This is a genomic window from Streptomyces sp. NPDC020747 (genome assembly GCF_044334695.1).
Lineage (GTDB): Bacteria > Actinomycetota > Actinomycetes > Streptomycetales > Streptomycetaceae > Streptomyces.
Window position 1 is genome coordinate 1,040,750 of the sequence record NZ_JBIRTJ010000001.1, and the last position, 14,659, is coordinate 1,055,408.

At 71.9% G+C, this 14,659-nt stretch carries 13 protein-coding genes and 1 pseudogene; all 14 read right to left on the bottom strand.

Annotation, left to right across the window (positions count from 1 at the left end; genetic code table 11):
- Positions 1 to 37: 37 nt before the first annotated feature.
- The 14 genes and pseudogenes from ACH4YP_RS04235 to ACH4YP_RS04300 all read right to left on the bottom strand — a co-directional run bounded on the left by ACH4YP_RS04235 (position 38) and on the right by ACH4YP_RS04300 (position 14,550).
- A pseudogene (locus ACH4YP_RS04235) lies at positions 38 to 890 on the bottom strand (arginase family protein).
- Between the two features lie 5 nt (positions 891 to 895).
- The gene (locus ACH4YP_RS04240) at positions 896 to 1,441 is read right to left on the bottom strand and encodes a GNAT family N-acetyltransferase (RefSeq protein WP_398489263.1); all 546 of its coding nucleotides are present in this window, start codon (positions 1,439 to 1,441) and stop codon (positions 896 to 898) included.
- Positions 1,442 to 1,462: 21 nt separating this feature from the next.
- Positions 1,463 to 1,711 carry a LapA family protein gene (locus tag ACH4YP_RS04245; protein ID WP_361070307.1) on the bottom strand — a complete coding sequence of 83 codons (249 nt, stop codon included), beginning with the start codon at positions 1,709 to 1,711 and terminating at the stop codon, positions 1,463 to 1,465.
- Between the two features lie 132 nt (positions 1,712 to 1,843).
- On the bottom strand, positions 1,844 to 2,767 hold the full coding sequence (locus ACH4YP_RS04250) for an LD-carboxypeptidase (RefSeq protein WP_398489264.1): 924 nt from the start codon (positions 2,765 to 2,767) through the stop codon (positions 1,844 to 1,846).
- Entirely contained in the window at positions 2,764 to 4,743 is a 1,980-nt protein-coding gene (locus ACH4YP_RS04255) for a prolyl oligopeptidase family serine peptidase (RefSeq protein WP_398489265.1), read from the bottom strand. The genes ACH4YP_RS04250 and ACH4YP_RS04255 overlap by 4 nt, the downstream gene beginning before the upstream one ends.
- Before the next feature lie 6 nt (positions 4,744 to 4,749).
- A complete protein-coding gene (locus ACH4YP_RS04260) occupies positions 4,750 to 6,102 on the bottom strand; it encodes a M20/M25/M40 family metallo-hydrolase (RefSeq protein WP_398489266.1) in 1,353 nt (450 codons plus the stop codon).
- Positions 6,095 to 6,931, bottom strand: coding sequence for a M55 family metallopeptidase (locus ACH4YP_RS04265; protein WP_361062858.1), 837 nt, complete (start codon positions 6,929 to 6,931; stop codon positions 6,095 to 6,097). Before ACH4YP_RS04265 ends, ACH4YP_RS04260 begins: the two co-directional genes overlap by 8 nt.
- 46 nt (positions 6,932 to 6,977) lie before the next feature.
- A complete protein-coding gene (locus tag ACH4YP_RS04270; protein WP_398489267.1) occupies positions 6,978 to 8,780 on the bottom strand; it encodes an immune inhibitor A domain-containing protein in 1,803 nt (600 codons plus the stop codon).
- 91 nt (positions 8,781 to 8,871) lie between these two features.
- On the bottom strand, positions 8,872 to 9,549 hold the full coding sequence (locus ACH4YP_RS04275; RefSeq protein ID WP_398489269.1) for a GntR family transcriptional regulator: 678 nt from the start codon (positions 9,547 to 9,549) through the stop codon (positions 8,872 to 8,874).
- A gap of 29 nt (positions 9,550 to 9,578) precedes the next feature.
- Positions 9,579 to 10,580, bottom strand: a complete 1,002-nt coding sequence (locus ACH4YP_RS04280) for a proline racemase family protein (RefSeq protein ID WP_361062849.1) — start codon at positions 10,578 to 10,580, stop codon at positions 9,579 to 9,581.
- A gap of 121 nt (positions 10,581 to 10,701) precedes the next feature.
- Positions 10,702 to 11,607, bottom strand: a complete 906-nt coding sequence (locus ACH4YP_RS04285; protein ID WP_398489270.1) for a dihydrodipicolinate synthase family protein — start codon at positions 11,605 to 11,607, stop codon at positions 10,702 to 10,704.
- A gap of 36 nt (positions 11,608 to 11,643) precedes the next feature.
- Entirely contained in the window at positions 11,644 to 13,074 is a 1,431-nt protein-coding gene (locus ACH4YP_RS04290) for an NAD(P)/FAD-dependent oxidoreductase (RefSeq protein ID WP_398489271.1), read from the bottom strand.
- Positions 13,067 to 13,375, bottom strand: coding sequence for a (2Fe-2S)-binding protein (locus ACH4YP_RS04295; protein ID WP_398489272.1), 309 nt, complete (start codon positions 13,373 to 13,375; stop codon positions 13,067 to 13,069). Before ACH4YP_RS04295 ends, ACH4YP_RS04290 begins: the two co-directional genes overlap by 8 nt.
- Complete coding sequence (locus ACH4YP_RS04300; protein ID WP_398489273.1) at positions 13,372 to 14,550, bottom strand: NAD(P)/FAD-dependent oxidoreductase; 1,179 nt, start codon at positions 14,548 to 14,550, stop codon at positions 13,372 to 13,374. Before ACH4YP_RS04300 ends, ACH4YP_RS04295 begins: the two co-directional genes overlap by 4 nt.
- Between the last annotated feature and the right edge of the window lie 109 nt (positions 14,551 to 14,659).

The window sequence follows — 14,659 nt, forward strand, 5'->3', positions numbered from 1 at the left end:
ACAGCGTGGACGGCGAGCCGACCAGGGGCACTCCCGGTCAGGATTGCGCAAAGGCCGCGACGACGATGTCGGCGAGCAGGGCTCCGGCGGTCCCGTCGGGGTCCAGGTCGGGGTCGTAGATGGTGACGTTGAAGCCCACGCAGTGCGGTGAGTTCACCAACGGCCGCAGCAGCGCGGTCAGTTCGTCGGGCAGCAGTCCGCCGGGGTCGGGGCTGTCGACGGCGGGCATCACGGTCGGGTCGAGCACGTCGGCGTCGAGGTGCACCCAGAAGCCGTCCAACTCCGGTACGTCGAAGGCCTGGGCGGTGGCCCGGGCCAGGGCGTCGGCGCCCCACTCGCGCACGTCGCCGACGGTCACCGTGGGGATCTTCAGCGCGGCGAGTTCGGCGCGGTCCTCCTCGAACTCGTCCCGGATGCCGAAGAACCGCACGTCCTCGTCCCGCAGATAGGGCTTCAGCCCCTCCAGGTCGTCCTGGCCGCGCCTGGCTTGGCCAGTGCGCGTTCACCGTCACCCGCGGCGCCCCCACACGATCCGCTGTCGTGAAGGGCACCGGCGAGCTTTTGACGCCCTCACCCGCCCGAGAGCAGACGATTCCGGTCCGCACCGTTGCATGGTGCCACCTTGGGTTCCTGCTTCACAGGCCCTCGCCGTTCCCTGGGGGGAGCGGTCTTACATGGGCCTCCACCGGCGTCACTTCCCGCCCGTCCGGCGGTAGGTCCGTCAACCGTGTTGTCGGACAGGCCGACTCTAGCGTTGCCGCCACGCCATCGGGGCCCAGATCCAGGGTGCCCCACGCGTCCACCCGCGAGAGTGGATCATCGATCATGCGTTCAAACACCGGGCGAAGGCCCAGGTTCGACGGAGCGTCCAGGACGACAAGGTTCCGGATGGGACTCATGTTCGAATCATATCGGCGGTGATGGCCCACCGTTCGTGGTCCCGCCAGGCCCCGTCGATGAAGAGGAAATCCGGCGAGAAACCCTCCAGACGGAAGCCGCAGCGGCGGGCCAGCGCGATCGAGGCGGCGTTGTCCGGCTGCACGTTGATCTCCAGCCGGTGCAGTCCCAGCCCGCCGAACGCGTACCGCACCACCAGGTCGAGCCCCTCCCCCATCAGCCCGCGCCCGGCCGCGTGCGCGAAGGCCCCGTAACCGAGCGCCCCGCACTGGAAGGCGCCCTCCACGATGTTGTTGATGTTGATGAACCCGGCGATCCCGCCGCCGTCCCGCTCACAGACGAGGAACCCGGCCTTCGTCGGATCCTCGATCAGCCGTCCCGCGTACGAGGCGTAGGTGGCGGCGTTGGCCGGCGGGAACAGCCAGGGCTGGTGCAGCGCCTTGCTCTCGCGCGCCCGGGCGACGAACTCGGCGCCGTCGTCGTGGGTGTAGTGACGTATGCCCACGCGGGAGCCTTCGGCGAGGTATTCGGTCGAGCCACGCATCCCACAACGGTACGCCGCAGGTCAGACTCGGCGCCTCATGAAATACGCCCCGCACAGCGCACCGATCACCGCCGTGCCGAGGAGTGCCATCCACAGGGGCATGGTGACCTCGGGGATCAGCAGGCGGATCTTGGTGGCGCGGGTGTTCTCGAAGATGAAGACCAGCGCGAGCACGGCCAGCGCGATGACGGACACCCGCCCGGGCGTCATCAGGTTCCGGCCGCCGGCCTTGCCGCCGCCACCGCTGCTCTCCGAGGTCTTCGGGCTCATGCGCTCAGGATGGGCTCGGGGGCGGGGGGCACGCGCGGTGAGGGGTTCCTCCGGGTGAGGCGCGGGGCCAAGGGGGTGACGCGGGCGTCGCGGGCGGCACGACCGCCATGGGCCTCGCGGCCGTCGCAGGCGTCAGGCCAGCGCGGGCACGTCCAGTGTCAGCGTCCCGGCCTCGGCGTCCAGCTCCCCCGGCACCCCGAACGGGACCGTCAGCGCCCCCTCGCAGTGCCCGAAGCCGAACTCCTCGGCGATCGGCACCCCGAGTCCGCCGAGCCGGTCGAGGACGAGGGCCCTGATCCGGTCGTACGGGTCGCACCGCTCCCAGGAGCCGAGCAGGATCCCGGTGACGCCGTCGAGCCAGCCTGCGCGCAGGAGTTGGGTGAGGTAGCGGTCCAGGCGGTAGGTCTCCTCGCCCACGTCCTCCAGGCAGAGGAGGCCGCCGCGTGCCGAGGGCCGGGCGTGGGGTGTGCCGAGGTCGGCGGCGAGCAGGCTCAGGCAGCCGCCGAGGAGGACGCCCCTGGCCCGCCCGGGCACCAGCGCCTGCCCGGCCGAGGTGAGGGTCCGCACCGACTCCGGTTCGAAGAGGGTCGCCCGCAGCTGCTCCTGGGCGCGGGCGTTCTTGATGAAGTCGACGCCCGCGGCCATCGGTCCGTGCAGTGTCACGAGCCCCAGCCGGGTGGCGAAGGCCTCGTGCAGGGCCGTGATGTCGCTGAAGCCGAGGAACACCTTGGGGCCGGCGGCCCGCAGCGCGTCCCAGTCGAGCAGTTCGGCCATGCGCTGTACGCCGTAGCCGCCGCGGGCGCACAGCACGGCGTCCACACCCGGGTCGCACCAGGCGGCCTGGAGGTCGGCGGCCCGGTCGGTGTCGGCGCCCGCCAGGTAGTCGAACGTGTCGTGCCGGTCGAGGACATGGGGTGCCACGACCGGGTCCAGGTCCCAGCCGCGCAGGATGTCGAGTCCCGCCTGCAGCCGCTCCTCGGGCACGGGGCCGCTCGGCGCGACGACGGCGACACGGGCTCCGGGAGCCAGCCGCCGAGGTCGCACCAGTCCCTTCACTTGGCGAGCTCCAGGGTGGGGACGCCTGGCGGATTCAGGCCGAACACCTGGGCGTACAGGGAGAGTTCGGCCTCCAGGGCCCGCACCATCGTGTCGGCCCGCCGGAAGCCGTGGCCCTCGCCCTCGAAGGCGATGTAGGCGTGCGGCAGCGGCCGTTCCCGCTCCTCCAGCCTGGCCAGGAACCGTTCGCACTGCGCGGGCGGGCAGATGACGTCGTCGAGGCCCTGGAGGAGCAGGAAGGGCACGGTGACGCGGTCGGCGTGCTCTGTGGGCGAGCGCTCGGCGTACCGGCCGGGGACCTCGGCGAGCGGTCCGACCAGGGTCTCCAGGTACTGGGACTCGAAGTCGTGGGTCTCGCCCTCGCCCCAGCCCGCCAGGTCGAGGATCGGGTAGATGATCGTCCCGCAGGCGTACACGTCGGTGCTCACCAGGGACGCGGCCGCGGTCCAGCCGCCCGCGCTGCCGCCGCGGACGGCGAGCCGGTCGCGGTCGGCGGTGCCCTCCTCGGCGAGGGCGAGCGCGACGGCCGCGCAGTCCTCGACGTCCACGACACCCCACTGCTCGCGCAGCCGGTTTCGGTACTCACGCCCGTACCCGGTGGATCCGCCGTAGTTGACCTCGGCGACCCCGATGCCCCGCGAGGTGAAGTACGCGATCTGCAGGTCGAGGACGAGCGGGGCGCGGCCGGTCGGGCCGCCGTGCGCCCACACGACGTACGGCGGGAGTTCGTCGCCGGGGGCGACATGGCCGGGGTGGTGCGGCGGGTAGATGTGCGCGTGGATCTCGCGCCCGGCGGGCCCGCTGAACGTGCGGATCTGCGGTTCCGGGTAGTAGGCCGGGTCCACCGGGTCGTCGTGCGGGGCGCCGACGACCCGCGCCCGGCCGGTTCGGGCGTCCAGTTCGACGACCTCGTAGGCGCTGCGCGGGCTGGCGGCGACGGCGGCGACCCGGCTGCCGTCGGCGGCGAGCGTGGCCGCGTACTCGGTCCAGGGTCCGGCGGCGTCGACGACCTCGCCGGTCTCCGGGTCGAGGATGCCGAGCGCGGCTGCGCCCCTGCCGTGCACGACGGCGATCAGTCCGCTGTCCAGCGGCGCGAACCAGCGCCGCCCGACCGTCCACAGCGGCCCGGCGAACTCCTCCTCGCGCGTGCAGATCGCCTCGCCGTCGCGGTAGAGGTTCCACCAGCCGGAGCGGTCGCTCGCGTACAACAGCGTGCCGTCGGCGGACCAGTCGGCCTGGGCGATCGCCTCGTCCGGGCCGCCGGCGGCCTTCCGGGCCCCCCGCAGTGTGCCGTCGGGGCCGACGTCGGCCACCATCAGTTCGGTCCCGTCCCACGGCATCCGCGGGTGGTCCCAGGCCAGCCAGGCCGCGCGCCGCCCGTCGGGCGAGATGCGCGGCCCGGTGACGAACCGGTGCTGCCCGTCGGTGAGTTCACGTACCGCGCCCCTGTCCCGCGCGGCCGAACCGTCCAGCGGCACCGCGGCGACGACCCGTCGCACGTCGGTCGGCCCGTCGCCGGTGAACTCCTCCAGTACGCACCAGACTTCGCCGAGTTCGAGACGCATCCGCGGGTCCACCCACCGCAGTCCGCCGCCCACCTGGGACACGGGCGTCAGGGGGCGCGGCTCCTTGTCGGGGTCGGCGGGCTCGTACGCGTACAGCCGCTGGTCGGCGAAGTCGACGAAGACCACCAGCGGGCCGTCGTCGCCGACCGCCCCGGCCCAGGGGTGTCCGCCGTACTCCATGACGCGACTGCGCACGTTCCACGGGGCGGGCAGTACCGATTCCTCGGTGCCGTCGGAGCGGCGGCGCACCAGGGCGCGGCGGCCGCCCTCGGTGGGCCGGGGCTCGGTCCACCAGACCTCGTCGCCGACGAAGCCGACGAAGTCGGGGTGTCCGTCGTGCGCGGCGGCGAGCGACGCGTCGATGGGCGAGGGCCAGGAACCATAGGCCAGGGTCTGCACGATGTCCCCCATTTTTCCCTAGGCCGTGCGCAGAAAGCGGTCGAGTACCCGGACGCCGAAATGCAGCGCCTCGACGGGCACACGTTCGTCGACCCCGTGGAAGAGGGCCTGGTAATCAAAGCCCGGCGGGAGCTTCAGTGGCGCGAATCCGTAGCCGGTGATACCGAGGCGCGAGAACTGCTTGGCGTCCGTGCCGCCCGACATGCAGTACGGCACGACATGCCCCTCGGGCGCGAACTCCTCCACGGCGGCACGCATGTTGGCGTACGTCGTCGAGTCCACCGGTGCCTGGAGGGCCACCTCACGGTGGTGGAACTCCCACTCCACGTCCGGACCGGTGAGATGGTCAAGGGTCGCGCGGAACTCGTCCTCGGTGCCGGGCAGATAGCGTCCGTCCACGTGGGCGACGGCCTCACCCGGAATGACGTTGACCTTGTAACCGGCGTTCAGCATGGTCGGGTTGGCGCTGTTGCGCACGGTGGACTCGACGAGCGAGGCGGCCGGACCGAGCTTGTGCAGCAGGGCATCGACATCGTCGAAGTCGGGCTCGATGCCGTACACCGCGGCCATCTCGGTGAGCGCGGCGCGGACCGTCGGGGTGATCCGTACGGGCCACTCGTGGGCGCCGATCCGCGCGATGGCGGCGGCTAGCCGGGTCACCGAGTTCTCCCGGTTCACCTTGGAGCCGTGACCGGCCCGGCCGCGGGCGGTGAGCTTCAGCCAGCCGGTGCCGCGCTCGCCCGCCGCGACGGGGTACAGCTCGCGGCCGGAGCCGTCGTGGAAGGTGAAGGCGCCGGACTCGCTGATGCCCTCGGTGCACCCCTCGAAGAGCCCCGGGTGCTCGTCGGCGAGGAAGCCCGAGCCGTCCTCGGCGCTCGCCTCCTCGTCCGCGGTGAAGGCGATCACGATGTCCCGCCGGGGGCGCACGCCCGCGCGGGCCCACTGGCGTACGACCGCGAGGATCATCGCGTCCATGTTCTTCATGTCGACCGCGCCCCGGCCCCAGACGACCCCGTCGCGGACCTCGCCGGAGAACGGGTGCACGCTCCAGTCCTCCGCCTGCGCGGGTACGACGTCCAGGTGACCGTGGACGAGCAGCGCGTCGGCGGACGGGTCGGTGCCCTCCAGGCGCGCGACGACGTTCGCACGCCCCTTCGTGCGCTCCAGGAGTGTCGGCTCCAGGCCCGCCTCGGCGAGCAGCACGGCCGCGTACTCGGCGGCGGGCCGCTCCTGGCAGTCCCCGCCGCCGCGGTTCGTCGTGTCGATCCGGATGAGGTCGGAGGTGAACCGGACGACCTCGTCCAGTGCCTGCCCGTCGACCGATCCCGCACTGATCGCCTGCTCGTCGGTCGCGCTCTTGTTGTCAGCCATAGCTCTCCTCCACGGCGGCCGAGACGATCGTGGTGACCGCCTTGAAGGTACGAATCCCCTCGTACATGGTCGGGCTGGTGTACGCGACCTTCCGCTCCCCGGTGCGCTCGACGCCCGGGACGACGGTGGCCGCCATCGCGAGGTGCTCGGCGTCGAACTCCAGGGCCACGGTGAACGGGCCGCCGTCCACGGGCTCGTGCCGCACCGCGAGCCGCGTGGCCTCCTTGGCGGCGGCGCGGATGTCGGACGCCGTACGCGCCGGAGTGCGGCACACGGCCGCGTACCGCGAGACATGGTCCTTGACGGCGACCTTCAGTGCCTCGGGGGCGTAACCGAGCGCGTCCTCGCAGGCCACGTCGTCGCCGGTGACGAGGACGACAGGGACGCCGTACTCGGCGACGACATGCGCGTTGAGCAGGCCCTCGCTGGCGCGTACATCGTTGATCCAGACGCCGGTGATCGAGTTGGCGAGGTAGGTGTGGGCGAGGACGCCCTCCATGCCCGCTCCCGCGTGGTAGCCGACGAACGCGATGCCGTCGACGTCGCCGTGCTGCACGCCCTCCACCATGGACAGCGACTTGTGCCGCCCGGTGAGCATCTGCGCCCGTTCGTCCAGCTGCTCCAGGAGCAGGTTGCGCATGGTCGAGTGGGCCTCGTTGATGAGGACCTCGTCGGCGCCGCCGTCGAGGAAGCCGAGGACGGCCGCGTTCACGTCCGAGGTGAACATCGACCGGCACCGCTCCCACTGCGGTGTGCCCGGCAGCACGTCGGCCGGCCAGGTCACCCCGGTGGCGCCCTCCATGTCAGCGCTGATGAGGATCTTTGCCATGTTCCAGTTGTATCGCAGTCGGGAGGAGCCCCACAGGGGAGGGCGGTCAGCCGGACGAACCGACCGAAACCTTCACTCGGCCGTCGGCGTACTCCTCGTCCACGGTGATCGTGGTGCCGTCGGGTCCCGCGAGCGCCGGGACGCCCGGCCTGGACGGGATCGTCGTCCGCACGCCGTTCTGGTGAAAGGCGAGCCCTGCGGTGGGCCGATGGCCGAAGGGAGCGTCGTACGTCTGGAGGCGGCCCCTGATCGCGGCGCCCGCGGTGTCCAGGGCGGGCTCGGCGTGTGCGTCGACCGGCAGGATCTGGCCGTGGCCGCCGTTGGCCTTGGTCCTGTTGTCCCGGTACTTGGTGTTCCAGTACCAGATCAGCGTGCCGCTCTCGTAGCGCAGCCGCTCCTTCAGCCTGGGCAGTGTGGAGCGCCAACCCAGCTGGAACGGGCCGGACTTGAGATACCTGTCCTCGCCGACGTACTGCCGGTTCTCGACGACGTAGTAGCGCGCGTTGCCGTCCGCGTCCGCGGGGAGCTTCACCAGGAGTGCTTCCTCGCCCTGCGTCGAGGAGTCGACCGACAGCGGGTTCAGGACGACGGTCGAAGGGGTGCCGGCCTTGGCCGTCGCGTGGTCGAGCCAGCCGAGCCGCAGTCTGGCCCAGGCACCCAAGTCGGCGGGATGGGCGGACAGTTCGGCCGCTTCCGAGAGCAGCGAGCCGTGCGACATGACCGACCAGAAGCCGGTCGAGTTCTCGCCGCCGGAGGTGTCGTACAGATCGGGCAGACCCAGGTCGTGGCCGTACTCGTGGGCGAGTGTGCCAAGTCCCCTGTTCTCGTTGGTCATCGTGTAGTCGTTGACCCAGATTCCCGAGTCACCGACCTGGCTGCCGCCGTCCCGGTTTCCGTTGGCGGGGCCCAACTTGCCCGCGCCGGACTGGAGATAGCTGACGGAGCCACGGTGCGAGCCGATGGCATCGGTGCCGTTGACGCCACCGCCGTTGGCCTGGGACTCCCCCGCGAACATCAGCATCACGCGGTCGAGATAGCCGTCGGGTTCGTTGAAGATCCCGTCCCGGTCGTGGTCGTTGCGGTCCCAAGTGTCGTATGTGGCAAGGTACTTGGTCAACGAGGCGACGGTCCGGCCAGTCGCGCGCTGGTCCTCGTACCACTTGTCGAGGCCGTCGGTGACGAGCTGCTCGTTGCAGTAGTACGTCGAGATGGCGACGCCGTTCCTCCGGCAGGCGTCGGTGCCGTAGTGCGCGAGGGGGTGGTCGACGCGGGTCCAGTCGTGGACGGTTCCGGTGATCGAGTAGGCGCCGCTGGACTGGCGCCGGAAGTACGACCTGAGGGTGTCGCCCGCGGCCTCGTCGGCCGTGCCGAAGATCTGCCGCTGGTAGTAGGCCCTGCTGTAGTCCCGGGTCCACACCGTGGTGTTGTCGGTGGTGCGGTCGGGCTCGGGGATCCGGTTGTGCGTGTAGTCGCCGAACTCCACCGGCAGCACGAAGATCCGGTCCGCGGTGCGGGCCGTCTCCGCGTACGAGCCCTCGCGGTACTCGATGCGCTGCGAGGAGCCGCGCGTCTCGGGCGTCGCCTGTCCGGCGGCGACCTTGGCGACGGCCAGGGCCCGGGCGCGCTGGGTCCGCTCACCTCTCTCGCTCAGCAAGTCGTGGCTGGGGGCCTCGGCGGCGGCCTCGGTCTCCGGGGAGGCGTCCGCGGCGGAGGCGCCTGGGGCTTGGACGGCCAGTGCGGCGGCGACGGTGACAGCGACGGCGGCGACCAGGGATCCGCGCAGGCGCGGGGAACTGCGGAGGAGCACGGAACTGTGGAGGAGCGGAGATCTGCGGATGCGCTTGCTCAACGTGCGTCCTTCTCGCGGCTGCCGGGGCGCACTCAGGAGAGCATGGCGGTGCGGATGGGGCGGGTTGCCCAGCAGCGTGTCGCCGCCGAGGTCACTCGGCCGCCCACAACCCCCGTACGTGTCCGAGGTGGCGGGTCATGACGGCCCGTACCGCCTCCTCGTCGCGGGCGATGAGCGCGTCGAGGATGTCCAGGTGCTCCGCGGCGGAGGCCTCCAGTCGGCCCGCCTTCACCAGCGCGTGCAGGCCGTAGAGGCGGGAGCGCTTGCGGAGGTCGCGGACCACCTCGACCAGATGGTCGTTGCCCGCGAGGGCGAGTAGGCCGAGGTGGAAGCGCATGTCCGCCTCGACGTGCGCGATCAGGTCACCGGTCGCAGCCGCCGTGACGCTCTCCTGGGCGGCCGGGCGCAGTGCCTCCAGGGCTGCGGGGTCGGCGGTGGCGGCGAGCGACACGGTCGTGGGGATCTCGATGAGCGAGCGGATGTGCGTGTACTCGTCGAGCTGCTTCTCGGACACGGCGGTGACCCGGAAGCCCTTGTTGGGCACGGTGTCGACCAGGCCCTCCTTGGCGAGGTCGAGCATGGCCTCGCGGACGGGCGTGGCCGAGACACCGAAGCGGGCGGCGAGGGCCGGCGCGGAGTACACCTCGCCCGGACGCAGTTCCCCGGCGATGAGGGCGGCCCGCAGCGCGTCCGCGACACGCTCGCGGTAGCTGGGCTTCTTGCCGCCCAGCGAGGGCAGGGCGGGGGCGCTGGCGCGCTGGGCGGGCATCGGGGATTTCCTTGTCGTGGTCGTGGGCTTCAGAGGACGAAGCCCGCCGGGAACGGGTCGGTGGGGTCGAGCAGATACTGGGCCGTGCCGGTCACCCAGGCCCGCCCGGTGAAGCTTGGCAGGACGGCCGGGATCCCGGCGACCTCGGTGGTGTCGAGGAGCCGGCCGGTGAAGTGGGTACCGATGAAGGACTCGTTCAAGAACTCGGTGTTCAGGGGGAGTTCGCCGCGGGCATGCAGCTGCGCCATGCGCGCGGAGGTGCCTGTACCGCAGGGTGATCGGTCGAACCAGCCGGGGTGGATGGCCATCGCGTGCCGCGAGTGCCGGGCCGTCGAGCCCGGAGCGGTGAGCTGCACATGATGACAGCCCCGGATGGACGGATCCTCGGGATGGACGGGCTCCCCCTCCGCGTCGATGGCGTCCATCAGCGAGAGCCCGGCCGCGAGGATGTCGTCCTTGCGCGCCCGGTCGAAGGGCAGCCCGAACTGGTCGAGCGGCAGGATCGCGTAGAAGTTGCCGCCGTACGCCAGGTCGTAGGTCACCGTCCGCCCGTCGGCGAGCTGGATCTTGCGGTCCAGGGCGACGGAGAAGGACGGCACGTTCCTGAGCGTGACCGCCTTGGCGGCACCGTCCTCCACCGCCACCTCTGCGACGACGAGTCCCGCCGGGGTGTCGAGGCGGATGGTGGTCACCGGCTCGACGACCTCGACCATGCCGGTCTCCACGAGGACGGTCGCGACCCCGATGGTCCCGTGCCCGCACATCGGGAGATAGCCCGACACCTCGATGTAGATGACCCCGTAGTCGCAGTCGGGCCGGGTCGGCGGCTGCAGGATCGCACCGCTCATGGCCGAGTGCCCGCGCGGCTCGTTCATCAGCAACTGCTTGATGTCGTCCCGGTGTTCACGGAAATACAGCCGCCGCTCGTTCATGGTCGCGCCCGGGACCGTGCCGATGCCGCCGGTGATCACACGGGTCGGCATGCCCTCGGTGTGCGAGTCGACGGCGTGCAGGACGAGTTTGCTGCGCATGGGTCTCCCTGGGGGTGAGGTCTCCCGCGAGTTCGCGATCGCCGGTGTGTCGCTGGTGTACCGCCGCCGGTGTGTCGCTGGTGTACCGCCGCCGGTGTATCGCCGGTGTGGTGGGACGGGCTCAGGCGAGCCCGGCAGCGACGGCCCGTTCGGTGGCCTCGCGCACGGCCTGCTCCTGCTCGGGAAGGAGCGGCACGCGCGGCGCCCGTACGGGACCGCCGTGCCGCCCCACGATGTCCATCGACAACTTGATGGCCTGCACGAACTCGGTCTTCGAGTCCCAGCGCAGCAGGGGGTGCAGCTGGCGGTAGAGCTTGCCCGCGGTGTCCAGGTCTCCCGCGACGGCGGCGCGGTACAGCGCGACGGACGCGGCGGGCAGCGCGTTCGGGTAACCGGCCACCCAGCCCTTGGCTCCCGCAACCGCCAGTTCCAGCAGCACGTCGTCGGCACCGATCAACAGGTCGAGTTCCGGGGCGAGTTCGGCGATGCGGTAGGCACGGCGTACGTCACCGGAGAACTCCTTGACCCCGTGGATGTACCCCTCGCCGTGCAGCTTCGCGAGCAGCTCGGGCACGAGGTCGACCTTGGTGTCGATGGGGTTGTTGTACGCGACGACCGGCACGCCTGCCTTCGCGACCTCCGCGTAGTGGGCGAGGACCGAGCGCTCGTCGGCGCGGTAGGCGTTCGGCGGCAGCAGCATCACGGAGGCGCAGCCCGCGTCGCGTGCCTGCTCGGCCCAGCGGCGGGCCTCGGCGGATCCGTACGCGGCCACGCCAGGCATCACACGCTGCCCGCCGATCGCGGCCACGGCGGTCTCGACGACCTTGGACCGCTCCTCCGGGGTGAGCACCTGGTACTCGCCGAGCGAGCCGTTCGGTACGACCCCGTCGCAGCCGTTCTCGACGAGCCACGTGCAGTGCTCCGCGTACTTGTCGAGGTTGACGGAGAGGTCGTCGTTCAGCGGGAGGGCGGTGGCGACGAGGACGCCGCGCCAGGGCCGGTTGTCGGTGGTGGTGTCGTCAGTCATGAGGGGTCCCATCCAGTCTCGGTAGAGCATGACGTGTCATGCGGGTTCGCCGGGTTCACTCGCGAGCACCCCGAGGGGCACCGGCCGGGCGAACGGCCGTCGGGAGGGCGTCTCCGGACAGCGCGCGAGCCCCGCGACCGCCGGGCCGCACATCCGCCCCTGGCACCAGCCCATCCCGGCCCGGGTCAGCAGTTTCACGGTGCGTACGTCCCCGGCGCCGAGCTCGTCGACGGCCTCCCGGATCGCGGAGGCGGGCACCTCCTCGCACCGGCACACGACGGTGTCGTCGGTGACCTGCTCGGTCCAATGGGCGGGCGGGGCACAGACTGTGTCGACGGCGGCGAAGAACTCCCGCAGCCCGGCACGCGCCTTGGCGGCCGATGCGTACGAACTCCTGTCGGGTGTACGGGAGTTGAGTCGGGCCGCGATGGACAGTCCGGCGATCCTGCCCTCGGCCGACGCGAGCGCCGCGCCACCGATCCCCGTGGTCTCGCCGGCGGCCCAGACGCCGGGCACCTCGGTGCGCTGTTCGTCGTCCACGGCGACGTCGACCCCGTCGAGACGGCAACCGAGCGCTTCGGCGAGGTCGGTGTGCGGGAGCATGCCGTGGCCGACGGCGAGGGTGTCGCAGGGGACGTGCCGGCCTGTTCCCGGCCTGACCCGCCCGTCACCGTCCAGGGCGGCGACGGTGACGGCTTCGAGTCGGCCGGTGCCGTGTCCGGCGACGACCGTGCTGCGGACCTGGGCCCTGACACGGTGGCGGGCCAACTCGGCCGCGTACCGGGCGCCTTCAGCGAGTTTCGCGGGATGGGCGGCGAGCACGCGGGCCTGCCGGGCGAGGTTCCGGGGATCGGCGGACTCCACCAGGGCCGCGACCTTCGCCCCGGCCGAGGCGAGCCCGACGGCCACGGGCAGCAGCAACGGCCCGGTCCCGGCCACCACGGCGGTACGGCCCGGCAGCACGAGCCCGCCCTTGAGCATGGCCTGCGCCCCACCGGCGGTCACCACTCCGGGGAGGGTCCAGCCGGGAAAGGGGAGCACCTTCTCGTACCCACCGGTGGCGAGCAGCACAGCGTCCGCGTGAACGGTGACAGGCTCTTCCTGCCCGGGCCCGAGGAGAGCGTGAACGGCGAAGGACCCGAAGCCTTCAGCGGTGTCGTCGGCGGTGGCGGTGCCGGACTGCCGCTCCACGAACCACACATGATGATCCGTCAGGTGACTGACGCGGCCTGCAGCGACATGCGCCGCGAGTCCGTCCCGAAGCCGTTCCCAGGTACGCCACTGGTGATGCAGCGCTTGCGGACGGCGGGCCCCGAGCCCCGGGGCGGTCTGGCGGTAGAACTGCCCGCCCGCCTGCGGGGCGGAGTCGACCAGGGTCACCCGCACACCGCGAGCCGCGGCGGCGAGGGCGGCCGTGAGCCCGGCGGGCCCCGCGCCGATCACCGCAAGGCGGCGTCGTTCAGTCATGGTGACCGGTCCCTTCCTGTGTGCGAATCACGTCTCCGGCCTCGGCCGGGACCAGACAAGCCCGTTGGTTCACCCGCCCGTTGACGCTCACCAGACAGTCGAAGCACACCCCGATGGCACAGAAGACACCGCGCGGCTCGCCGCTCCCCCGGGTCGTACGCCAGGACGTGATGCCCGCCGACCAGAGCGCGGCGGCGATCGTCCGACCGGGCAGGACGGCGATCTCCCGGTCGTCGAAGGTGACGGTGAAGGCGGGCCCGGGCCGGGCGTCGACCAGGTCGAGCGGAGTGCGGGGCGTCACGGAGCCTCCTCGGTCACCGGATCCGGAAAGCGGTCGGGGCGGAACGGCGCGAGGTCCAGGTCGGGGGCCTTCTCCGTCAGCACCTGGGCGATCAAGTGGCCCGTCCCGGTGGCGAGTCCGATGCCCGCGCCCTCGTGCCCACACGCGTGGAAGAGCCCGGGTACGCGTGCGTCGGGCCCGATCGCGGGCAGATGGTCGGGCATGTACGGCCGGAAGCCGAGGTAGGCGCGCATGGCCCTGACCTCGGCCAGGAAGGGGATCAGCCGGGTCGCCCCCGCCGCGAGCGCCCGGGCGACGGGCAGGGAGAAGGAGCGGTCGAAGCCGACCCGTTCCCGGCTCGCCCCGATCAGTACCGGTCCCGCCGCCGTGCCCTCGACCACCGGGGAGGTCTGCAGCGCGGCCGAGTCGCTGGCCACGTCGGCCACGTAGTCGGCGGCGTACACCTTGTGCCGCACCCGGCGGGGCAGCGGCTCGGTGACCAGGACGAAGCCGCGCCGGGGCAGCACGGGCAGGGACACCCCGGCCAGCGCGGCCAGTTCCCCGCCCCAGGTCCCGGCGGCGTTGACGACGGTGGGCGCGTGGACATCGCCGTGCGAGGTACGGACTCCACGCACCGCCCCCGCCACCGTGCGCAGCACCTCCGTGACCGTCCACCCGGTCCGCAACTCGGCACCGGCCGCGCGGGCGAGCCGTACGAGATGGGCGGCGGCCAGTGTCGGCATCACCTGGGCGTCCTGCGGATAGAGGACCCCGCCCGCGAGCCCCTTCGCCAAGTAGGGCTCCAGATCGTGGAGTTCACCGGCGGCGACGGACACGGCCTCCACTCCGGCGGAGCGCTGGCCGACGGCGAACTGTTCCAGCGCCGCGAGCCCCTCAGGTGCGGACGCCACGACGACCCCGCCCTTGGCCTCGTACTCGACGGCCCCGGCCACTCCGGTCTCGGCGGCGAGATCGGCCCACAACCGCCCGGAGAGCAGGGCGAGTTCGAGCTCGGGCCCCGGTTCCTTGTCCGAGACGAGCAGGTTCCCCTCCCCCGCCCCGGTCGTACCCCCGGCCACCGGCCCCCGGTCCACCAGCACGACACTCAGCCCCGCCCGAACCGCGTACAAAGCACTGGCCGCCCCGACCATTCCGGCCCCGACGACCACAACATCGCAGGTCAGCGACTTGGTCACGCCAGTACTATGTCACATACCTCTGTATGGGCCAAGGGTGCCCGGGCCGCGCCGCCACGGCGGCGGGCAGCCCCTATCGGACCCCGGTCACCACGGGCCCCGATAGGGG

Coding starts and splice junctions, on each gene's coding strand:
- ACH4YP_RS04240 (WP_398489263.1), bottom strand. CDS start 1,441: ATGCGTGGCTCGACCGAATACCTCGCCGAAGGCTCCCGCGTGGGCATA.
- ACH4YP_RS04245 (WP_361070307.1), bottom strand. CDS start 1,711: ATGAGCCCGAAGACCTCGGAGAGCAGCGGTGGCGGCGGCAAGGCCGGC.
- ACH4YP_RS04255 (WP_398489265.1), bottom strand. CDS start 4,743: ATGGGGGACATCGTGCAGACCCTGGCCTATGGTTCCTGGCCCTCGCCC.
- ACH4YP_RS04260 (WP_398489266.1), bottom strand. CDS start 6,102: ATGGCTGACAACAAGAGCGCGACCGACGAGCAGGCGATCAGTGCGGGA.
- ACH4YP_RS04265 (WP_361062858.1), bottom strand. CDS start 6,931: ATGGCAAAGATCCTCATCAGCGCTGACATGGAGGGCGCCACCGGGGTG.
- ACH4YP_RS04275 (WP_398489269.1), bottom strand. CDS start 9,549: ATGCCCGCCCAGCGCGCCAGCGCCCCCGCCCTGCCCTCGCTGGGCGGC.
- ACH4YP_RS04280 (WP_361062849.1), bottom strand. CDS start 10,580: ATGCGCAGCAAACTCGTCCTGCACGCCGTCGACTCGCACACCGAGGGC.
- ACH4YP_RS04285 (WP_398489270.1), bottom strand. CDS start 11,607: ATGACTGACGACACCACCACCGACAACCGGCCCTGGCGCGGCGTCCTC.
- ACH4YP_RS04290 (WP_398489271.1), bottom strand. CDS start 13,074: ATGACTGAACGACGCCGCCTTGCGGTGATCGGCGCGGGGCCCGCCGGG.